This window comes from Paenibacillus sp. Root52 (assembly GCF_001426865.1).
In the GTDB taxonomy this organism is placed as follows: domain Bacteria; phylum Bacillota; class Bacilli; order Paenibacillales; family Paenibacillaceae; genus Paenibacillus.
Genome location: NZ_LMFO01000031.1, coordinates 170,611 through 193,304, shown reverse-complemented (window position 1 = coordinate 193,304; position 22,694 = coordinate 170,611). Strand labels below are relative to the sequence as shown.

General features: G+C 47.3%; 14 protein-coding genes. 1 reads left to right on the top strand and 13 read right to left on the bottom strand.

Going from position 1 to position 22,694, the window contains the following annotated elements; translation table 11 throughout:
• Positions 1 to 123: 123 nt before the first annotated feature.
• The 8 genes from ASD24_RS25795 to ASD24_RS25760 form a co-directional block, all read right to left on the bottom strand.
• The gene (locus tag ASD24_RS25795) at positions 124 to 633 is read right to left on the bottom strand and encodes a hypothetical protein (RefSeq protein WP_056702034.1); all 510 of its coding nucleotides are present in this window, start codon (positions 631 to 633) and stop codon (positions 124 to 126) included.
• Between the two features lie 232 nt (positions 634 to 865).
• A complete protein-coding gene (locus ASD24_RS25790) occupies positions 866 to 4,045 on the bottom strand; it encodes a GAP1-N2 domain-containing protein (protein ID WP_056702032.1) in 3,180 nt (1,059 codons plus the stop codon).
• Entirely contained in the window at positions 4,042 to 5,301 is a 1,260-nt protein-coding gene (locus tag ASD24_RS25785; RefSeq protein ID WP_056702030.1) for a TRAFAC clade GTPase domain-containing protein, read from the bottom strand. The genes ASD24_RS25790 and ASD24_RS25785 overlap by 4 nt, the downstream gene beginning before the upstream one ends.
• Before the next feature lie 38 nt (positions 5,302 to 5,339).
• Positions 5,340 to 5,987, bottom strand: coding sequence for a hypothetical protein (locus tag ASD24_RS25780; protein ID WP_056702028.1), 648 nt, complete (start codon positions 5,985 to 5,987; stop codon positions 5,340 to 5,342).
• A 21-nt stretch (positions 5,988 to 6,008) separates the two neighbouring features.
• A complete protein-coding gene (locus ASD24_RS25775) occupies positions 6,009 to 7,292 on the bottom strand; it encodes a vWA domain-containing protein (RefSeq protein ID WP_056702026.1) in 1,284 nt (427 codons plus the stop codon).
• A 75-nt stretch (positions 7,293 to 7,367) separates the two neighbouring features.
• Entirely contained in the window at positions 7,368 to 9,785 is a 2,418-nt protein-coding gene (locus ASD24_RS25770; RefSeq protein WP_235540851.1) for a transcription initiation factor TFIID, read from the bottom strand.
• 1 nt (position 9,786) lies between these two features.
• Positions 9,787 to 13,176, bottom strand: a complete 3,390-nt coding sequence (locus ASD24_RS25765) for a tubulin-like doman-containing protein (protein ID WP_056702024.1) — start codon at positions 13,174 to 13,176, stop codon at positions 9,787 to 9,789.
• Positions 13,177 to 13,194: 18 nt separating this feature from the next.
• Complete coding sequence (locus tag ASD24_RS25760) at positions 13,195 to 14,988, bottom strand: vWA domain-containing protein (protein WP_056702023.1); 1,794 nt, start codon at positions 14,986 to 14,988, stop codon at positions 13,195 to 13,197.
• Between the two features lie 435 nt (positions 14,989 to 15,423).
• Here ASD24_RS25760 and ASD24_RS25755 point away from each other — a divergent pair, with 435 nt between their 5' ends.
• Positions 15,424 to 16,356 carry a hypothetical protein gene (locus tag ASD24_RS25755; protein WP_056702021.1) on the top strand — a complete coding sequence of 311 codons (933 nt, stop codon included), beginning with the start codon at positions 15,424 to 15,426 and terminating at the stop codon, positions 16,354 to 16,356.
• A gap of 334 nt (positions 16,357 to 16,690) precedes the next feature.
• Here ASD24_RS25755 and ASD24_RS25750 read toward each other — a convergent pair whose 3' ends face one another.
• From ASD24_RS25750 to ASD24_RS25730, 5 genes are all read right to left on the bottom strand, one after another.
• Complete coding sequence (locus ASD24_RS25750) at positions 16,691 to 17,029, bottom strand: cupin domain-containing protein (RefSeq protein ID WP_056702019.1); 339 nt, start codon at positions 17,027 to 17,029, stop codon at positions 16,691 to 16,693.
• Positions 17,030 to 17,073: 44 nt separating this feature from the next.
• On the bottom strand, positions 17,074 to 18,051 hold the full coding sequence (locus ASD24_RS25745; RefSeq protein WP_056702017.1) for an iron-siderophore ABC transporter substrate-binding protein: 978 nt from the start codon (positions 18,049 to 18,051) through the stop codon (positions 17,074 to 17,076).
• Positions 18,052 to 18,110: 59 nt separating this feature from the next.
• A complete protein-coding gene (locus tag ASD24_RS25740; RefSeq protein WP_056702014.1) occupies positions 18,111 to 18,959 on the bottom strand; it encodes a helix-turn-helix transcriptional regulator in 849 nt (282 codons plus the stop codon).
• A 200-nt stretch (positions 18,960 to 19,159) separates the two neighbouring features.
• Positions 19,160 to 20,362 carry a hypothetical protein gene (locus tag ASD24_RS25735; protein WP_056702012.1) on the bottom strand — a complete coding sequence of 401 codons (1,203 nt, stop codon included), beginning with the start codon at positions 20,360 to 20,362 and terminating at the stop codon, positions 19,160 to 19,162.
• Between the two features lie 405 nt (positions 20,363 to 20,767).
• Complete coding sequence (locus ASD24_RS25730; protein ID WP_056702010.1) at positions 20,768 to 22,372, bottom strand: DEAD/DEAH box helicase; 1,605 nt, start codon at positions 22,370 to 22,372, stop codon at positions 20,768 to 20,770.
• Between the last annotated feature and the right edge of the window lie 322 nt (positions 22,373 to 22,694).

Below are 22,694 nucleotides of genomic sequence, written 5' to 3'. Positions count from 1 at the left end.
TCGAAAAAACCATCCCATCATCAATATGCTCTTTTGCTCCATTTATGCAGAAACTCAAAGGCCAGAAGCTCAATCACATCCACATTCATACTACAGCATTCATCGTAGGACAATGTGCAATTCTCAATCCGGTTGTATCTCGTGGAGATATAAGATCATCCTTTTCTTATCATCAAATCCGGTTTCCTCTGACTCGAACCTCGCTTCTAATACCACTTGAATCTCATCCATTGGGATATCTCGAAGCTGTTCCTGAGTCAGTTGAAGCTCTTTCTCTTCCGTGTACCACACGTTAGCCTTCAGAATGGTTGTAACTCCGAGGTCTATAGAGCTTCTTGGCGGAAGAATGGATTTTCCATCATGATGTAGGTCAATATCGAACAATCCAACGCCATGAAAGATTTCATGCTCTGTCTGCTCTCCAACATACTTGATGCTGGGACGAAAATGGATAAGCTGCTCCCCTTCAGGAGTGGCCACGAGCTGCAACACATAATCCCCCACCTGTCTTGTTGCTGTAAGCGAACCATCTTGCTTCTCTGTACGATCCGGTGGGTCTGAGATCGGATCTCGTACATTAGAACATCCCACTACGACACAACACATCAGTATGATCGCAAGCCAAACTTTCATCGTATGCCCCCTATTTCATCTCATTTATTCTATGAACCTCTACATTCTAGACAGTCAAAACCATCCAAATGTTACATGGAAATGAATTCTTGTTCACAAAAAAAGATGACCTCTGGTCAACCATTACCGAGGTCATCTACTATGAATATTGCATGACATGAGTTCATTAATTCATTGTGTTCATACATGAATTCATTACATTCAATCCATGAAACAGACAGAAGACTGTCTTCTAAGCTTCCGGTTGCGACGAAAGCTTAATCACAGTGGTTCCACTTTGGATACTGATGATATTCGCTGGATCCATATCATCCGGAAGTGAGACCTGTTGACCGAAAGGATATAAGCGATCTGCCGCCTCAACCGTAAGTGGTTCTGTCACAGCAGAACCTCCTTCTCCAGCCTCCGCTCTGTTAGAAGGTCCGGGTGGCGCCGTCTCCGTTCCATCCTGGGAAGACTCATTCGTAGATTCGGTAGAATCGGACGTTGTGGTCGAATCGGAATCCTGACTTACCTCGTTACTGGACTGGGTGTCATCAGTCGTGTCAGCAGAGTCACTCTCCGAACTCCCATCAGAGCTATCCCCCGAATTACCTTCTGCCGCACCCTGTGATTCACCGTCAGCTGAACCTACCGCATCTGGTTCCTCATTCCGGTTGAAGCTCTCCCATTCACTTGTAGCATCCTCCAGTTCGACTACGGTGCCATCCGCCAGCTTCAATTGCAACTTATCCGTCTGTAATGCATCGCGGTCTGCTTCATTTCGGAAGCGAATCACGAGTTGTGGCGCAGTCGCTGTGCCGCTCTCTTCGGTTACCGGTACAATGTACGCCATCTGATCGGCTAATGAAACTTCTGGTTCAACTGGAACCGCAGGGTCTTGAACTGGTGTAGGTGAAGCGGCAGGAGGTTCTGCATTATTCCCCATTAAGGCGTACGTTCCTCCTGCAATACCGAGAATTAGAATCACCACGAATGACCCTAAAAACACATTCTTTCTCTTCCCAGTTAATAAACGTACGAGGGATGAAGATAACTCAGACTTCGCACGGTCATAGGTGGGCTTTATGGCCTTACTTGCTCTAGCATAATATGGCCTAAAGGCTGACTTTGACTTGAAGGCTTCACGATCATGCGCCTTGAAGTACGCGACGATCGCATCGGAGTATGGCTTGCTCGCTTGAGACCCTCGGATAAACAGTCGTTGATTGCCCGACCATTCCAGAAACGGGTACAGACCTCGCTCACTGCCTGCTGTACTCCGAACAAACTCAATCAGTCCTGCATAATCCAGCTTAGCCCCACTACCTCCACGGTAAAAGGCAAGAGGCAACGCTGCGAACGCATCCTGATCAGGGCGTTCTCTAAGCTCATCGGCAAGCCAGCGTCTAGTCCAGCGTTGGAGCTCATTACGCTCTGTAAGGGAGAGGGCTTCCAGCTCCTCTTCATCCCGACCTTCCCCACTCAGCCATGCTCTCGCGGCCAGCATCATGTTCGTGCGTGCGGATACATCTGAGCCCTGACGTGCAGCCCAATCCCGAACCTCACGATCATGCTGCAAAATATCAATACTTAATAGGTGCGCCCGACCCACTCGGTCTAGATCAAGATCCTGGATCAGGAAGAGATTAATGACGTAAGCAAGCTTGTCCGCCAAACGGGTTAATTGCTCTTGATATGACAAGGCTCCAGCGTCAGCACCAGATTTACGTTCTGGACGGGCAACGGCCTCGGATTGACCGATCTGTCCCGTAATTTCTGTGTCTACAGGGACTTCCATGGAAGTTGAGACACGATCCAATACACTCACTCGACTGAGTGCTTCATTGGCGGATTGCACCGGATTTGGTGCAGAGCATAGCCGTTCACGAAGCTCTATGGCTGTCCGTTCTAGCAAAAAAGCATTATGGATCGACGACGGATGGAATAGCACCCAATTTTCAATGACGTCCACCACATTTGCCGCTAACTCTGTATGTTTTAATTGACTGTCCAAGTAAGGCTCAAATAACAGCTTGGTCAATGATTCATTGGTTAACACCTTACCGAAAAATGCACGATTCAGCGCAGCATTCCGATCCAGTAAACTGTATAATTCTTGAACCGCCCGCATGCGTTTCTGGGTGCGCGCGTTGTTGATCGCATAGATGAAATAGTCCACGATTCGGGATTGAACCACTGGCGCGGCTACGGCGAAATACTCACCGATTCGAGCTGCAACCGGCTCTTCGGGCACATTTTCACGTTTAACATTATTTAGTTCCCGACTAAGCAGCGTCAGGAATAGCTCATTCAGACGAGCGCGGCGCTGGATTGCTCCTTCGGGTTTCAGATATGTAAGAAGCCCACTTAGCACACCACTTTTATTATTAAGGTATAGGTCTTCATGTCCTTGTTCAAGCCGGTAAAATAGCGATAACTCCCCGTACGCTTCAACCGAAAGCTCACGTCCAGGCTCCATGCCGGACAACATCTCGTCGGCAAAAGAATAAAACGGCGTAGCCGCCTTCGGATCATGCAGCAATGACCATGCAAAATCCATATAAGGAAAATTTGCCACTGCTGCATCTACGTGGGTTACTCTGCCTGACATGAGATCAAACGTAAAGTCCTTCTCCGTATTACGATCTTTGGGACGAAGTGTGCCTCTCTCCACGAACTGAAGGTGGATACCTTTCTTCGCCTGTGGCTCCTTGGCAAACGTCATGAACCCCAGCTGTCTCCGGAAGGCGTAAGGTAGTGCCGTATAGAGCAGACGAAGCAACTCCTTCGCCCCTGCTGTGACTTGCTCTGCGGGCAGATCCAATGCGATATACACTTTACGGCGTGTCGCGACAGCCTGCATCACTGCATAGAGCAACCGCTTGAACAATATCTCGTTCAGTTTTAACCCAGCCAGAATCTCGGCAGGCGCGACTGAAGGGACTTCAGATCCCTGCCCAGCTTCCCTCTCCCTTGCAGAAACACCCGGTAATTCAGACAGCGCAGGCAGCACTGTGCCTTGCTCGATGTCATAGGACGTAGCAAACGCCGCGTCCAGCCAGCCGCCCGCTCTCATCAACTCTTCCGAACGCTCAGGAGACAATACATAGTTATGAGCGAAGAAGGCACTACGAAGCCCAGTAAAGTCCGCCGCTTGGTACACATTCTGTCCTAGGATCGTCTCTCCACTCTCCAGATGCAGTAGATGTATTGCTGCTGGGAACTTGGTCTCGTCCTTCTCGCTCCGGCCAGTCAGCTCCGCAGGAGCATCATAGACACAGTACGGATGAAGTACTTTTTTGATAAAAGAAGGTTCCAGTCCCGGTGATGCCGCGACCGTATCGAAGCCTTCCGTTGTGCGAAATACCCCTCGCCGCTCTCGGGTATACATCTGTTGTTCAATCGGCGGGGTCATGGAAGACTGCATCATCCCACTCTCCCCTCAATATACTTCAGCTTGTAGAGCAGCCATAGGAATGGCTCGTCCACGCGGATTGGGCTAACAACCCCTTGTAGCTTCATATCTACAGGATTGCTTCCTAGTGCGGACACAGCGAAGTATGCCGTATCTTTGAAATAGACATCCATTGTGCCTTTGAACGGACGATCCACCTTCTCAATAAACCGACGAATCTCTCCATCGATATTCTCAAACTCCGTCAAGTCGAACCAGTCGCGGTGTACCATGTTACGGAACACGTTGCTGTTGGATTTGATGTAATCGCCATCCTCATCCTTCAGGGAATGCAGCATGTCGCTTTTGGTCAGCACAACAGCTGTTGGGATGTTTGTTTTTGCCTTATCTTGATAAGCAATAAAGTCACCGAACAATGTCAGTACCACGTCGCGTGGTTCATCGTATCTTGGTGTCCACTCACCCGGCTCATTGCCGAGGTTAATCCGGATTTTGTCCCGAATGGAGCGAATCTGAAGTGGATCAACCATAAACAGAATGCCTGCTGAGTTTTTGATATGCTGTCCGTGAAGTCCCAGATAATCCTGCTCCACCATACCCTCACCAGCCACGTCAAAAAACACCAGTGTCAGTGGAGCTTTATCTTCGTCCTTGAACACAAATTGGAAAATAAACGGTTCCTGCAGCTTCTCCTTCTGTGTTGAATCTAGCAGATCCCCCCGCTCAAACAACGGCTCTTCATAATCCGCACGGAATCTACGGCTAATCTCTGCATTCAGCGGCATACAAGCAGCATCAAAATGATCGGCTGTGTAATGCTGTAACGTATGGATGAGCGATGTCATGTACACCGATTTACCCACTTGGGAAGCCCCAATAATGGATATGATATTGCTCGGCGCCTTACCTGCTGTAACAGGTAGCTCATTATGACAATGTGGGCACAGTCTGCGGCGGGTGACGACACCATACCGATCATTCAGCCCCATTACAATGTTATCTGAATAAATGCGATGCTCCTCTGGCACGTCATGCGGGGCAAGCACGGCCTCCATATCAAACACCGTATCAAGTCCAAACCGTTCACGGTAACGATTTAGCTTCGCATCTTCCCCCAATGCGTAGTCTTCATCGTCGTCTCGGTGATGAGCTGCCCGGAATACAACCTCTTCAGGCCAGAATTTACTGAAGCAATAGGGACATACAATATCGTAAAATAGCGGCCGTTCTTCTGGCTGCTGTCTTTTCAAAAAACGACTAAAAAAGCTCATAGCCACTCCCCTCCCCTAATTGAAAGTCAACCCATTAATTAATCCGATATTAGTCGGTACACCGTTCCATACTTGGGGCCGTCCGTGAAGAATAGCCTAACGTATTCATCCTTCGCAACCTCAACGGGCGGCATCTCATTTCTTCCAGGTACAAAATCATTTACAAATGGATACACCGTACCATCTTCCTTATTAAGTGGAACACTCCCCTGTTTACGAACATAGCAGAGAGCCTCCTTCGGAACTGGTGCTTCGGTCGTAACGGTCATAAATACACTTTTTCTTTTCTGAAAAAAACCACTCTTATACCGAATGGAAAATCGAATATCCGCCTTGCCCGCACTCGCCATTACCGTGTTCTCACCGTTCAATTGACGGAGCAGTACCGGCTCGGCGTCATCCATCCTACAAATATAAACCGTATAACGGATCGCTCCAAAACCTGTTATCCGATCCACGTATCCGTTACTTGCTTTGTATTCCTCACGCGTATAGAGCTTCAATTTACCTTGCGCATGTGCATCGCCGCTGTTCTCTTTGCCCAGCATCGCAACCTCCAGCCGTTCAACATACACAGCCTCGACACCCTCTGGCCAGAGCCAGCGAAGCGTACACATGCCTTCGTCCACCGCAAGTGTCAGTTTGCGAATTGTGGGCGCCGAAGGATCTGCATCCGTAAATTGCATGTTCCTAAGACCTCCCGATGTTTAAAATCCTTTGCTTCGTTTGTCTCTTGCGCGCCCTCCGAACCCTTCTGCCGAATCGTTCCCTTTTCTGGCAGCGCGACGGCCACGATTGCTCCGTGGTGTGTTCTCTTTCATCGGAATAATCCATGTAAACAGGGTCAGTACGGAAGCCAGCAAGAGCATTGCGCCAAGCCTTACAAATGCATCGCCGACAGGCGATCCATCCAGCCCCCATTCTAGAAGGAGACCCGCTAACAGACCTGAGACTGCTCCACCAATGCCGAAGCTGAGTGCCAGATGGCGATTATCGAATACCAGTCCAAGTGATACCCCCAGCGCTACCCCAATCAACAGCAGGGCAGCTACGCGGAAAATAGCCAGATACGTGCTATGCTCCATCATCCCAGTACGTTCCGTAACCAGTGTTCGTTCATCAATCGTATCGTAAATCTGCTGGAAGGCCAGGTTAAGGCCACCTGCATCCGGCACATCATAATAGAGGCCACCTGTCTGCCCAGCAATGCTCCGCAATAGATCTGTACCCGAAGGGTCTACCAAACTAAGTCCTACCGTGTTGACCGCAATCTGTTCATTCACATATTCCGATAGAATGCCAGACGTATCAACCTCACTCATTCCGTCAGATAACAATATCGCAACGGTACCACGCTTCGGATCCTGTTTGCCCTTAATCTGCTCCATCGCTTCTTTCAAGGCCGCATCAAAGTTCGTTCCACCTGAGGTCGTCACGATGCTATCAATTTTATCATATACCTCATTCTTAGCAGCTTCATTATCCAGTGCAATGAACGGCTGCAACAGTTCTGGCTCATCCGCAAATGTAATGACGGCTACCTGCTTATCGCTCTCCATCTGGCTAATCAGTGTCTTCGCTGCCTCAAAGCGACCATTATTCGGATCGGTCTCTGTCATGCTACCTGAATTGTCAATCATGAGCACGATATCCTTAACCTGCTTCACACCGCCTGGATTGATCTGATACAGCAGTTGCACCACTAGCCCCACCACGAATAAGAGTGCAAGCGTTGCGGGGACAAGTAATTTCCAAGATAAGCTCAGATATCGCAACTTCCATGAAGCACCGTTAAGCTTCGGTGAGATCATCTCAGCGAGTAGGCAGAATAGACCTACACTTAGTGCAACAACACCGAAATATAATCCCATCAGCAACAGACGCGGCATCTCTCCAAGCCACTGATGCAGCATGATTTCCCCTGCCGCAAAACCTACTGCTCCGCCAATGAGGCTGAACAGTACCAGGAGAAGATTGATTTTTCGCTGCATGTTCACATGCATCCTTTCTACACCAGCCCTTAATGAGGCTGAATTAATACAACCGTGAGTGCTAATGAAGGCTGGCTACCGCACGGGAGACAGTTTGTCCGCAAGACCTTCAGGATGCAACTCATATCCGTTATCTGTATAGGAATCGTAATATACCTTGGCATTACGATAGACCATCAGATCTTCGAGATGGAAGCCTCCCATAAGATTCAATTTCTCTACTCCGCTACTTCGCTCTTCATACACGACACCAAGCTTGTAGATTCGTGAAGTTTCCTCGGCATGTGCCGCGTAGTCCATAAAGGCACTATCATGGTCACCAAAGAAATATTTTTCTTCATACCGATGTTCCTGCGTATAATCGAACACCCTAACCCGAACAACAGCCTGATCCTCTAACGTGCGATATAATCGACGGAACAGATCATCACGAGTCAACACATTTTTATCCCCATACGTTATCGTGACATTAGCACGTTGTAATAGCTCTTCTTCAAAAGGGACACGCAATGGTTCAGCAGTCAGCAACAATGCATGACATACGTCCATAAGACGCTCCAATACACGCTCCTTGCCCTGCCTAGCCAGATGGTTCATATCCCCCATATAGCGGTCTTCAAACCATACGGCTCGTCCACGCTTGGCTTCCAGATCCGTGATCAGATCTTCCGTCACTTTGCCGTAATATTCCATGACATTTTGTCCAATGTACTCATCCGCTGCAGCTATGCTCTCCTCGGCTGTCTCGCGCAATGTTTGTTCCAATTCCTCAAGGGATTGGGTGATGCCTCGACTAAAAGCGTGAAGTTGCTCCATCTCCGTATCGTAGATGCGCAGCAATTGCAGTTCATTTTCGATCCGTAATAGCTCCACCTTCGGTACATACACTCGCTCAAGGATACAGTCAATCACGTTGCGTACATTTTGTTTATCACGGAATAAAGCTCTTTTGAACGGTTGATCCTGCACCTGCTCCTGTAGCCGCTGCTCAAGAACAGCTCGTGCCGACTCAAGCTGCATGGATTTGTCCCGAATCAACCCAAGCAAGCCTTCCCGTACACTTCCCATTCCATGATTACTCCAAGCCGCCCACTGGAAGTAACCTACCTCCGGGTGCTCACCCCGGGCTTGTTCCGCCTGCTGACGAAGAGTACTTTCGGTACTCCGCTGACGTACACGTTCTTCTACCTTACGTGCTACATTATCGCGGAAGTACGCCTCGGCTCCATGACCAAACAGCGCTCTCTCCGCTTCCCGTAGCGATAGCGGCTTGAGATCAGCGTAACTGACGTTATGGGTCATGATGCCACTCATACCGCTGACCAGATCCTCACCTGGTAATAGCCCATCAATCTTACGTTCTATCGTAATCGGATCAAGGCCGAAGAATGAAAGCTTGTCCTTGATGCCCCAATCCTCCGGTTCCTTCCGCATCTGTTTAAGCAGATGCCGGTAGAAGTGATACAGCACAGCAAGCGCTATAGGCTTATTGGGACGCCTGATCTCAGCATAACCTGCGCTGGCATAACCATGCTGATCTGAGGTGGTGCGAATGTTATTTTTAAATGAAGTATTGTTGTAGGTGTTCGCTCCTGTGCTCGAAATGGTGCCAGCAGCATCCATGTCCTGTTTACGGTTCTTGAGCAGACAGATGCGGCAGATGATCTCGGCATTCTCTATCCACCCACCAGATACCCCTGTGCCCCGTTCATTCTTATCTGACAAAATATATACCAGGTCAAACAGCGGGGAAGCCGGATGTGTGACCGGAATGGAGATGCCATCTTCAGTCACGAGCAGACGACCGCTAAAGGTATAGTCCAAGCCCTGCATATAATCAAGCTCTCGCAAAAAGGCCAGTCCTGCTGCGCTTGCATACCCGTATGAGTCCACTTGCTCCATTTCACTAACCAGAACATGCAGATCCGTCTGCACGGATTTGAAGGATTGAGCCAGTATCGTTTCCGTCAATTTCGTAAGCTCAGGCAAAAGCACATTCAATGGATCATCCGCTCTAGTTACAACCGTCACATAGATGCGGTCAAACGAAGAATACAGTCGCCCGTATTCAGCGATTCGGTTACTCACCCGCCGTAATGTACGATTCAGACCCGCAAGTGCCTGATCTGAATCGTGAAATTGACGGTATATGTCTTTGCGCAATGTTTTGGATGATTCAGAATGTCCCGTAGACAGCGGTAGAATATGACGAGCTACCTGACTTTCCTCAGATCGTTCGCCCCTACGCTCCTCTTGTTGATCCAAGTCCTCTGTTCCAGCCTGTACATAGACCACGCCATCCCCGTTATCCCACTTCGTTCGGTTGATCTCACGGACAACAGGTAATGCTGGTGCAACCAAGTCACCCACGAACAAGAACAAAGCAGGGTAATGAATGCTGCTGCGACCATCACCCAGACTACCCTGACGTTCCTGCTCCGCCGTATATGATGCCGCGAATTGCGCCAAGCTGTGCTTCATCCCGGCAGCCATCTTACTTCAACCTTCTGCGAATGTCGTTTAGCTTGGACGACATCGTTCTGTAGAACTGATAGATATCCTCACCATTCGCCAGTTCGACACGTTCGTATTCCAGACGATCACGGGACTCCATGAACAGTGCAGCAAGTTCATCCAGTTTCGCAAGAAGCGGAGCAATATCCTCCGAAGCGGTCAGATCGTTATCGCGGCGTGAAGCTTTGCGGAGCAAGGTGTTCCGATCCTTCTCAGACAATCCACGGAAGTTGCCAAACACCTCATATTCAGCAAAATTACGACTCTTCATTAGATTGGCGAACGGCTCCCATGCATCTTCCTCGGGATCACGATCATAGACATACAGTGCACCCTTCTTCACAATTGTGTCCGTATAGAGGGCTTCAATGAAGCGATCATACCACTGCTCTTCATCCTGATGCTGCGCAAGGATACCTTCAAGCTCAGAAACTTTCACTGAGATTGCATTCATCTTCGCCAGTTCCTCGCGTACACGCGCAATCAGTTGTGGAGAACGCACCAGGTTTTCTTTCGCCATATCTTCATTAATACTTCCGAAAATATCCTTCACGCTCACCCGTGGCAATCCTTCGGATTGCAGACGTTTCAGCTCAATGACTGCCCGTTTCACTTCACCTAGGTTCGGTGTGGTTGATGTCAGACGCATGTCGTAGCTGCCTAACTTCGCGGATAGATCAAACGGCTCTGTCGTTACTACCGCGTAGCGGTTGCTTGTGTTCTCATCCAACGTCTTCGCCATAATGATGTTGTACCCGAGCGCTTGCTCGAATTCGGAACGGACACGGGCATTGTACTGCTTCACGCGGCTGTTCTCATACACATCGCCCCATGACTTCTCTGGGATCGGGGATGGAAGATACGTCCAGTTATTTCTCTCCGTCTGTACAAGGTGGCGACCAATGCCCTCTTTGTCGAGAATCGTACGCTCATAACTTTCTTCATATACTTTCAGCGGTGTATACACGAAGAGCGGCACACCGTTACGTGTGTTCAACCAGAAGATTCGGTTACGAACCTCGCTCTCCTTGACCGTAAAGTGAGACTTCCCTACCGCATTGTTCTGATAATTGCGAATACCTTTGAGAATACCCGGTGCCTGTGTTGGTACGGATACGAATCCCCATGATGGGAAATGAAGGCTGCCTGTGCTGTTGCTCAGGTTAAATACCGGCACCGCTTCATCATCCAGTTTACCTGCGATGTGCCGTTCTACGAACTTCTCAACAGATTCATCCTGACCATACTTAATCACGAGGAAATCTTCCATTGAACGGGTAATCAGATCGCCGAACTTCTCGGTCAAGAAGTCGGAGATGGAACTTACCACATCAATCTCGTTCTCCTTCACCCATTGGTTGGAGTTCTCCAGCAGTTCACGCGAGAAGTCACGAATCAAGTCATCCGTATCACGCTTGTCTAACAGTCCGTCCACGACGCTGACGATATCCGGTACACTTACCACGTTCCAATAATACGTCTTGTTGCCTTTGTGATCTGCCTGTTCTTCCCCGCGGGTCAGAATATCTCCGTTCTTGGAGAAAATCGAGCTGAGTGCATTCAATGTCTCACTAAATACGTTATAGATGCGGCTGTTCTCTTGGTTGAGCAGTTCGTACAGATCCTCATAGAACTCGATCATCTGTTCGTTCCGCTCTACATCAGCGTGTAGCCAGTACTCATGAATTTTAGCTTCAATATAAGCATTCTTTTTCTTCTCTTTGGAGACGAAGGCGCTCTTCGCATCACCGAGCTTCTCTTCAGACTGTTCTTGGGCAGCCTCGATATCGCGTGGAATGCGGAAAGCATTCTCCCGTAAAGTCTCAATGTACGATTGGATCATCTTGAGAATACAGAAGCCTTTCTCCGTATAGATGAGACGAGAAACATAGAATGGCCCCTGCTCTGGATGCAGGAACATCCGGCGAATCTGTTCGGTGAATTGCCCTGCAATCTCACCCGGATGCTGTTTCTTCGCTTTGATATATTCTTCACGTGCACGTGCTAGGAAGTTCTGCTCCAGCTCCGTGTCCATGTTCACCACTTGGGATTTCACGACATTGTTGTAGGACAGACGTTCACTGTTCTGATAACCTGGGAGCGGCTCCGGCACGCGGGATTCGAATGCCTTCACTACACTTTCGAGATCAATGCCTAACTTACGGGCGAATTTCTCGGTATCTTCCTGATTCGGTGCTTTGGAGAACATCGTGCTCATCTTATCGAACATCCGGTACGCCAGATATGTCGTCATTTCTTCAATCGGCAGTACAGCCGAGGATGCACCAATGATGTTGTAATCATAGTTCGCCGGGTATACCTTATTCATCTGTGCAATGTTGGTACGAATGTTGCTGATGTAGTCATGGATCGCGAACTCTTCCCCAGACTGCTTCTCTTCACTCGCCATGAAATTGGTGATATTCTCTGCCGTAACATTCATACAGTAATCGTACGCATTCTCCAGCAGTTTACCTTCCGTGTTCGTGGCTGAGATCAAGTGACACAGGTTAAACGGTGGCAATGGAGAGTTAACGGTCAGAATGTTACCGTACTTCTGAGTAAAACGCTCACCGCGGCTATCCACGTTCATCCAGTAGTCCAGCTCTTTAAGCGCAGCATAACCGTTCTTACGGATATACTCCCGTGTGTGCTCACTCAAGCTTTTGTTGGACAAGTTCACGTCTGGCGTGAACAGGTAGCCCAGTGTATTGACGCGGTCAATCCCCGCTGAGCCATGATCACGTTCGATGATGCCACGCACAATATAGGAAATATCGAGGAAGCACCCACTGCCAGTACCACCGGACAGACCTGTAAGTAGGAATACCATCAATTTCTTATTCGTACCTACGGAAAGTGTCTTAATCTTCTTATCGATCGCTTGCACCACTTGGTTGATCTTCGTAAACAATAGCAGACGACCTGCCTGACGAACGCCGGCGGCTCCGTTCATGCCATCCGTAATGCTCAGCTCTGGCGAGAGCCAGTCCGTAATATAAGGCTCCAGCACACTGCGGTTCTGCAGCAATCCACCAATCTCGGCATTGGACAGTAGCACAAATTCATTAATCGGATCTAGACCGATTCCTTTGTATCTCTTCGCACGATCCTGTTCGTTCGTTTCGAATGCGAGAAACTCGACGTTGTCTGGTTTCTCCATTTTCTTCTTAGACACTGGATCTTGTGGCAGCTTGAAGCGACGATTAATCTGATACTTGAGACGAAGTAATGCATCGATCCCTGTTCCCCCAAGACCAATAATCAACATCGGGTTATCGATGGTATCAACCCTGATTTTTTCGCTGACAATACCTCCGCCAAGCGATACATCCAGTTGCTGAATATGTTCTCTAACAATCGGTTTCATTCCATGTCCTCCCTTTGGTTACACTAAATATTCAATCAAAATTGTTTTATCCGCTTGTTGTAGTGGGATGCTCAGTCGATCACCGTTCTTCAGTTCAACGCCTGAGCTTGCATCAACCGCACGACCGGATTTCTCCAGCGTGCCTCCTGCTGTGTTGCGTATCATAATCCTGTCACCATTGCCGGGTGTAAATATATATTTTTCGGTTTCCTTAAGTTCAGGGTCTAGCTGCAGCAATTGATGTAGATGGAACTTGCCCCGGAACGATGCTAGCTTTTTGTATTGTGGATAGGACTTGTCTCCCGTGTTCTCATCACGAATCTCGACGACCATCTGACCGACAAACCCACGATTTTTACGTTTCAGCCAGCCCATCAGGAACCAGCCTCCAACCGCTACAACGATCAGAGCGATGACACCCAGAATGACCGGTAACCATGGGAACGGCTTGTCCTCTCCACCGGGTGATGTCGTTGGCTGAGTTCCGCTTCCCGCTGCTCCACCCGCATTAATGATGACTGGAGCGCTCTCTCGGTAAAAGCTATCTTCCTCTGCCCGAATAACTAATTCATATTGATGGTTATCTGGAACGGTGAACGTACCAGCAAATCCATCTCCCGTGTTCTCGATTGGCTGTTCCTCACTTTTACCTGTATCCTCATCGTTGATTACCAGCGTTGCCTTCATGTCAGCATACAAATCTTGATCCTGTAATGGTTGACCGCCATTCTCTAGCTTCGCGGTTAAATCGATCTTGTCGCCTTTTTTATAGGACTTGGTCTTAATTGGATCCACGACGAGTTGCAGATCGTAGTTAAACAGCAGATTGATATCGATACTGTCCTTCGGAGCCCCTTTGACTCGTAGCTTCCAATCTCCCTCCTCTGGTTTGAGCAGCTTCACCAAGGAATAGCTCTTCGAAGTGGATAGCTTGGCTGCATCGGAGTTCAGATCGACAGCCTTGCCAGCTGGATCGGTCAATTGAATCTCGACTGGCTTCGATGACATGATCGAGATATTAGCTTCTAACACACTATCATTCGGCACGTTCACGGTAACTTCCTGATAACTGCCGTTTCCCGTAATGGAAGGCAGCTTTACGACATTTAATTTGGCATGATCTGCGAATATTTCGCTAAGAATCTGTGGCAGATCATCCGGCGTATCGGTGATAAAGGACTTACCGCCTGTCTGCTCGGCTAGGTCAGCGAGTGCATCCTTGTTCAGTTTGCCATCGGCATTCAGACCGATCGTATACACGGGAATGCCTTGTGCCTTTGCTTCCTTAACGGCTATGTCCAGATCCGCATCGGACTGTGCCTGTGTACGCCCTTTTGTTTTGTTAAAATCGTTGTTACCATCCGCCAGTAGCACGATCATCGGGGAATGAGACGGGTCAGCACCATGATTCAGGATATTCACAGCCTCAGCGACACCTACTGAAATGTCAGTGTATGGCCCTCTGCCGAGCTGATCAATAAAGTCCTTCAGGTTGCTTTTGTCTGCATCTGACTGGATCTCTAGCATTGCCTTCTCCCGCTCCACCTGATCGGTGTATGCGACAATCCCTACCTTGTCCCCTTGGACAGGTAACATATCAATAAACATTTTCATGGCTTCATTGCTAATCTTGTCACGATCACTTGTGTTCATCGAATTACTTACATCGGCCACAAGTACCGCATCAATTCCGCTTGATTGTGTCTGAGCCGCTACCGCCTGAGGCAGTAACGTCGAAGGCAGCAGTAGCGTTAGTAATACCAGCAGAACCAAGGTTCCACTAAGCCAGCGTATTTTGCGTGTGCGCAGCATGAGGTGTACTCCTTCACGTTTGAGATTAAAATGGGAATAGTTTATTATAGGCGTCAAGCCTTAAGGAAATCTTAACAGTCTACTAATAAATTCTGAAAAGCACCCCTATCTTGAGTTACAATTCTGTAATGACTGGCAAAAATCGACGATTTCAGCCTTTTTGTTGGAACAAATATTCCAACTATGGAAATATGATATAGTTATTGCCATCAAACCGCAATATAACAACGTAGCGTGCGATCACCTTTATTTGTACGCACAATAACGCTATCTAGAGAGGATCGAATTATGGTTACATACGTATGTCTCACCATATTGTTTCTTTTTGTCCTAATTAGAGCAGTTCGATTCTATCTTCACAACCGGAAGCCTGTGACCCGAGAAGATTCAGATCGCACGCTGTACACTATACTGAACGGTGAGCGTGATTAGAGCATGAGCACAAAACAAGTGGTTTCTATTAGACCTTTTAACCGGACGACATATGCCTTTGAAAAGTTGCGTGTGTGCAAGCGATGTGGACAATATACCTGCTTATGGGAAGATGAATGCACATCCTGTGGCCGCAGCACCCTGATTCATGTTCAGGTACATGCTGGCTCACGGGTTAAGCGCCGGATCGCTCGTGATTTCCTATTTACGATTATTCTGGGGTCTGCTGCTACCTATTTTGGTGAGACGACCGATCAAACGATGCTAGCCGCAACCGTGTCTCTACTGCTCATCGGATGGCTCATCTATATTCATAAACGCGCCTTTCCTGTCCAACAACTCCGACAGATGAAGAGGTTATTGTACGAGGAACGGGAAAAGATCCGTCAGGGCATCAACCGCAACTGGGCGCTAGTCGCCGAAGCTCGCCAGGAGGATGAAGCTCTTGCATACGAGATGCTGCGTGAGATTGGCTCACTTGTATACAATGATCGAATTCGTCTCCAGCAAGTAGCTTTACTTCAATCCTTCGTTCTTCGTAGTGACATGGATTTACAGTTGAAACCACTTCTGCTTCGCAATTTCGAGCGGCTGCTCGCCGAATATATTGGTGAGATTGCTCGGCTCAAGCCTGATCTGGTTCGTGAAGATGCCATTCGTTATATCGCTACGTACGAAGTGAATATTTTACAGCTACACAATGGCATTCAGATCTTAACTGCAGTGGCGGCCGCGGCTGTACGCAAAAGCAAATATATTGAGTTATTCCCTAGTCTTATTACCCGCTACGCCCGCTTTATGCCCAAGGATCGGTTCATGCGCTTGTATCACACCATAGAACGGTACCCCAACAAAGCGCGAGGTGGACTGGCAGAATCAGTGGGACGGGTGTATAACGAGAAATATCGAGATCATTATGCAGACGGGCATGTATAGAAATGAGATATGGACGATGGCATGTCATTTAGTACAAATTGACTCCCTGCATATAGACGAATAAAAGTATACCCACCCCTGCAATTATATCGGCAACAGGTGTGGGATACTTTTAATCAGATACGAGGTGATGAAATAACACAATTCTACAAACAGTCCAAGAAGACTTTAGTTGGAATTGTCAGCGAGTGTGTAGGCAGGTTAGAGCAACCCGCATGGAGAGGAGGGTAAGGAGACAATCATATGAACGCAGGCAGACCGTAACTTATATAGACGTAGAAAAGGAACAAGCTTTAGCTAAGAATCAACCCGTTCTATTATCATTATTAGCTGTTCATTTCGGATCTATATCGGCAGTGGCTACTCCACGTTTAGGCTCTATTATCATGATATGAGTTTCCTTTTCAGCAGAAGGCTTCTGTTCAGACCCCCCTGGGACAATAAACAGCTCGCCTTTAGAAATTTTCACTTGTCCATCACGAAAATCAATCAACATCTCCCCTTCAAGAACGATAAACACCTTATCATCACCTTCATGATTATGCCACTCAAAATCGCCCTTAATTTTAACAAGCTTTAAATCATAGTCATTCAATTCACCAATAACTTTTGGAGACCAGAAATCGCTCATTTTAGAAAACTCGTTTTTTAGTTGAATGGATTGGTATTGCATCTTCATTCCTCCTTGTATTATGGACCGTTACAAACGCAATAAAATTATTGTAAGGAATTGATCATATTTCGTAACGCATATTCGGTAGCTAATGGGCCGCCAGTAATCGCGGAAGTGTCCATTAAATAGACATTGTCTTTCTTTACAGCATTAAGGCTGTTCCATACTTGGCTTTGTTCCAAGTTATTCATTAGCGCTTCTTTTTTTGTAATATCACCAATCAGGAAAATATGGTCTGCTTCAATCGTCGAGATTCCTTCAAACGAAGCGAATTCATTATTATTCCCTTTAAATGTCTGATCTGGTGTGAGACCTAACCCCTTTTCTGGGTCAGACGCCAGTGTATAGACAGGGTTGCCTTCACCTAGAACATTGAACGTTTTTCCATCCCAAGATACGATAAGCGCTACGGTTTCTCCTGCAATCGACTTCAATGTTTCGCGCCCAGTTGTAATTTCATTCATCATTTCATCTATTACTTTTTCCGCTTTGTCCTCTCTTCCGATGATCTCGGCTACAGTACGAAGTCCATATTGCCAATCTTCATAGATGGCCTTGGTTTGTAGCGTAATGACGGGTGCAATTTTTTCTAGTGCTTCATATTGATCCTCATGGTTTTCTGTAGCAATAATTAAATCGGGGTTCATAGAAATTATTTTTTCAATACTAGGGGACATTTTATCGCCTAATTCTTCAGTAGAATCCAGCTTTCCTTTTAAATAAGTCAGAGAAGAAAGATACTCTTTATCCGTTGAAGAAGCAGGCGGCTCTTCCAATGCAACTAATATCTCAGGATAAAAATACCAGAGTGCAGCTATGTTTTTGGGCTTTGCCTCGATAACAACCTCTTTGCCTAATCCATCCTTAAATGTTCTTGGCCAATCTGCTGCATTTATTTGAACTTCTGACGTAGATCCTACATTGGCTACTGACCCTTTATTCTCAGCAGGTTTTTCATTACAACCTGTCAAAATACCTGCTAATACTATGATTAAGATCGGTAGCACGTTAACTTTCGACATATATTTATTCCTCCAATATATCCTCTGTTGTCTCCTCCCTTAGTGTAGTGCATATATTTTCAAATATGGATGGATGCCTGTTGAAATGAGTATGGATTATTGATGAACTTTCCGCGATACTGCGTGGGGGATATGCCAACTCGCTTCTTAAACACCCTGCTAAAATAAAAGGGATCTGTTATTCCAACAGCTTGTGCAATTAGTTGTACAGGCACGTTGCTTGTAACTAGCATTTTTTGCGCAATCTTTATTCGATAGTTCAGTACATATTCTGCTGGCCCCACACCTGCATGCCTTCTGAACACATAAGAAAGCCGGTTTCTATTTATATTATTTTGTTCTGTTAGTGAAGCTACTGTTATACTTTGATCATAATATTCATGAATATAACTGGATATCCGTTCAAATATAGGAAGTGATTCGTTACTATTCTGCCTGTTCGCTACACATAACAGAGCTTCATTCAGCAATTCTCGAAACAAAAGTTCTGCCTGAAATGAAGAGAGACCTCCTCGCTGATTATACGCATGCCAAAGTCGCATCAATATTTCGACAAGCCGTGGAGACTGCCCTGTCAACAACTCAAAATGCTGCTGAGAAAAGCCAGCATGTTCAAAATTATTCATCTGATATAGAACAAGGATATATTCCCAATTGGATTTACCAAACACTGTATGTGCAAGTTTCATTTTTGCACCGCCATGTACAACTTTCCCTGGTGAGAAAATATAGGGTGTCCCATTAAATTGAAATTGTGTCTTTCCTCTAAGCGGAAATACAAATCCGGGAAACGAATCTGTGTATTCTGCATGGGGTACACCTGGATTTTTAGCATAACGAAATATACCCTCGACTCGAAAAGGGTTCGCCGCAAGAAACTCAGCCAACTGATTAACGTCTATTTGCACAAAGTATTCCTCCCCTCGCGATCAATCTCTTATTCTGTATGGTAATTCAAATGATTTTGATTATCAATATCATTACATGAGTACAATCCAAGCTTTAAACAGTCCTGTATGTCTACTAATAAAGAAACGCGAAAAAGGATTGCGACGAAATTCCTATCGCGACCCTCGTTAGAGAACCATATAACGAGAAATATAAATGGTTATGAATGACTTAGGGATATGGATTCGTCCTGTCTACGACCATCTCTTCCTGCTCTAAGCGGATAGATGAGAATGTATGGAATCCAAACTAACACAGCACATAATATTGCACTGCCAGATAAGGAAAGGTGTATCTGTCCAATCACTGTTGTCTCATCACTGCCCCCCAGCAGGATACTGGTACCTAGGAAGTTTAGAAGTGTACCGCCCGCGTAGAACAACATATGCTTCCACAGCAACCGTTTCACTAAAATATAGAACAGTACACAACCGATCATGATGATAATAGACGGCATAAGCCATTGATCCGGTTCAATACTTCCAGACTCTGCAGCTCTTCCCATGAAATAAGCAACGCACCATTGCAGCACAAATACTAGCCAGCCTAGACCTACATTACGCGTTGATGAGTCTCGTCGCTCTTGCTCGTCTTCAGCACGCATTAGTGCGAGTAATTCTTCCTCTTCTTCCTCCGTTAATTCGTCATACTCATCGGCTTCCATTCGTTCTTCCACTCGCTCCAGATACATATCGTGCTGATGGCTCAATTGGTCTGTGTACGAAAAAGCTTCTTGATCCCGATCCATGCGGAGTCTCTTCAATAACTCTGCTTCAGGTACATAACCCACGGTATGGATCGTTGTAAACTTCAATTTGCCCGTTGGTGCAAGACGTTCTATCCATGCTTCAGCATCCTGCTCTTCATAAAATGGCACACTGTGAACTCGATCTTTCATGTTTTGCTGATATACCAAGTGAATGACCGGCATGGTTTGCAGACCCGACGGTGCTTTATGCACATAAGCATTAAGGCGATCTATCATATGTTTGCCGTAATACACCGTTTGAATCTGAGACCAATCAAATTGGTTCTCCTCGTTCATTTTGGTATGTGGATTCCACTGGCTGTATCTAATTTGGTTATTATGCATCTGCGTCTGACTAAGGTGATTCTCCACCCACGTCTCCTGTTGTAATTGATGATAAGAACGATAGGCTAACACGCCGCCAAAAGGAATCGCACCAAGAAAGAACCACGTTAAAATGGATAGATCTACGAAAAGGAGAATAACAGGTGCTATCACGAGCAGAGCTCCGATGATCATATGGGCATACAACGTGGCATAACGAAATTTTCGATACGAAGGCGACATGGGTCGTTGCTTCTCGACGAGATCGTGCGGATGGGTATACGTACTCATACGAAGTCCTCCTTCTATAAGGCGTAAACTAGGCTTTAATTCTATATGTTTTATTTTATGACAATTCATTTCAAAAATCCTAGCCTAAAACGGTTCAATATACATAACCACAATGGGCAAAACCCCACTTCTTGTATACCCGCATTCTCCACATTTGCAACAATTCATCCTACTCCCTCGCAAGTGAAGTTACCTTATAAATAATCCATAACTATCCAATACGCACCAGGATTCAAAGCGTTTCTCCCACGGAAAAAAGGGCCACGGCAACATTCCTGCCGTGACCCTTGTTCGAGAACTCGGTACCGTTGTACCGGAGTCCTCTCGTATATATGCCATGCTTACATCCAGCATGGCATCCATCGTTACGCCAGCATGGTAACACCACCGCTGGCGTAATCGATCTTACCGTCCGCGACGTGAATCGCGACGGTCGCCCTTCGCTGCACCGCGCCCAGCGTTGCGCGGGTCGGCGCTGCGTCCACCCCAGCCGCCGCTGCTGCGCCCATCGGCGCTACGGCCACCACTACGGCTGCTGCTACGCTCATCGCCGCTGCGACCACCACGGCTGCTGCTGCGCTCATCACCGCTGCGACCTGCGCCGCGTCCGCCTTGACCAGCGCCGCGACTGCTGTCGCTGCTGCGCGCGGAACCACGTCCGGCGCTACGCTCGTCGCCACTGCGTCCGCCACTACGGCCGCCGCTACGTCCACCGCTGCGTCCACCTTCGCCGCCGCGGGAACCACGGCCACCACGACCGCCATCTCTGCGGTCGCTACGACCTGCGCCGCGGCGAGCACTACCTGTGCCCGCAGAACGTCCGCCTGAACGCTCGTCATCACCTTGACTGTGGATCGTACGACGGGTTTCTCCAGTAGAAGCTACTGGCCCTTCACTTGTCCACTGAATACGGTTCAGCTTCTGATTTGTACCTTCTTCAATACGTGCAAGCTCCGGTCTGTCGTGCTGTGTTGCAAATGTAATAGCAAGACCTGTTCCACCCGCACGACCTGTACGGCCGATTCGGTGAATATAGCTTTCCGCATCATGAGGAATATCGTAGTTGAATACATGTGTTACGCCTTCAACATCCAGACCACGTGCCGCTACATCGGTAGCAACAAGGATCTGCAATTTGGCATCACGGAATGCTTTCATTACATTCTCACGCTTGGATTGGGACAGATCCCCGTGAAGCTCGTCACTTTCGTATCCTGCTTCGCGCAGATCTTCATTCAGCTTGTTGGCGCGACGCTTCGTCCGACAGAAAATGATCGCGAGGTACGGGCGATACGTATCAATCATGCCGCGAAGCGCATCAAACTTACCACGATCCGTGCACTCCAGCACCTGCTGACGAATCTGATGGATCGGAATAACCGACTTCGAGGATACTTTGACATCCTCAGGGTCCTTCATGTAGTTCTTAGCCAGCATCCGAATGCCCTTCGGCATGGTTGCTGAGAACAGCATTGTCTGACGTTTGTGTGGCAGTTCACGAATAATCGTCTCCACATCATCTAAGAAGCCCATGTGCAACATTTGGTCTGCTTCGTCCAGTACCAATTTTTTCACGTTATCCAGCTTCAATGTGCCACGGCGCAAGTGATCGAGCAGACGTCCCGGTGTACCAATCACGATCTGAGTACCGTTCTGCAATTTACGCAGCTGCTTCTCTACATCTTGTCCACCATATACAGCAAGTACATGCAGCTTATCATCATTAGCTGTCAGCTTTTTCGCTTCTTCCGTAATCTGCAACGCGAGTTCACGCGTAGGCGCAATAATTAACGCTTGCGGTGAGCGGTCAGATACGTTGATTTTCTGAATGATCGGCAGCAAAAAAGCCAGCGTTTTCCCTGTGCCTGTCTGTGCCTCAGCAATAATATCGCGTCCTCCGAGTAGTACGGGAATCGAACGTTCCTGTACCGGAGTCGCAACAGCGATTCCTTGATGCTTCAGGATTTCGCACCATTCTGGACGAATGCCCAGTTGTTCAAAGTTTGCCAATCGTTACACCTCTGTATATTCATTTAGATAAGTCCATTTCATAATGGCTTGCGTAATAAATTGAACCAGTTTACTTTACAATGACCACTCCAATGACTTAATAACCATCTAATCAGTGTAAAATGTCTATTTTCAACCTACATAGTTTCCCTTATATCAATCATGATTATGAAATGAATTTTTGAAAAGCAATCCACTCGTTGCTCTTCTTCTCCATACACTGTAGTTTACACGTTAGTCAAGCAAAACAAAAGGGGATACCGCTTTCCCCGCTAACTTGTATCACAAATCTCCGAGATTTGTAGCAGGCTGCATATAACGA

Excerpts from the sequence above, each read along its gene's own strand:
- ASD24_RS25735 (WP_056702012.1), bottom strand. The coding sequence starts at position 20,362 with ATGAGTACGTATACCCATCCGCACGATCTCGTCGAGAAGCAACGACCC.
- ASD24_RS25770 (WP_235540851.1), bottom strand. The coding sequence starts at position 9,785 with ATGGCTGCCGGGATGAAGCACAGCTTGGCGCAATTCGCGGCATCATAT.
- ASD24_RS25790 (WP_056702032.1), bottom strand. The coding sequence starts at position 4,045 with ATGATGCAGTCTTCCATGACCCCGCCGATTGAACAACAGATGTATACC.
- ASD24_RS25760 (WP_056702023.1), bottom strand. The coding sequence starts at position 14,988 with ATGCTGCGCACACGCAAAATACGCTGGCTTAGTGGAACCTTGGTTCTG.
- ASD24_RS25785 (WP_056702030.1), bottom strand. The coding sequence starts at position 5,301 with ATGAGCTTTTTTAGTCGTTTTTTGAAAAGACAGCAGCCAGAAGAACGG.
- ASD24_RS25765 (WP_056702024.1), bottom strand. The coding sequence starts at position 13,176 with ATGAAACCGATTGTTAGAGAACATATTCAGCAACTGGATGTATCGCTT.
- ASD24_RS25775 (WP_056702026.1), bottom strand. The coding sequence starts at position 7,292 with ATGCAGCGAAAAATCAATCTTCTCCTGGTACTGTTCAGCCTCATTGGC.
- ASD24_RS25755 (WP_056702021.1), top strand. The coding sequence starts at position 15,424 with ATGAGCACAAAACAAGTGGTTTCTATTAGACCTTTTAACCGGACGACA.
- ASD24_RS25750 (WP_056702019.1), bottom strand. The coding sequence starts at position 17,029 with ATGCAATACCAATCCATTCAACTAAAAAACGAGTTTTCTAAAATGAGC.
- ASD24_RS25780 (WP_056702028.1), bottom strand. The coding sequence starts at position 5,987 with ATGCAATTTACGGATGCAGATCCTTCGGCGCCCACAATTCGCAAACTG.
- ASD24_RS25745 (WP_056702017.1), bottom strand. The coding sequence starts at position 18,051 with ATGTCGAAAGTTAACGTGCTACCGATCTTAATCATAGTATTAGCAGGT.
- ASD24_RS25795 (WP_056702034.1), bottom strand. The coding sequence starts at position 633 with ATGAAAGTTTGGCTTGCGATCATACTGATGTGTTGTGTCGTAGTGGGA.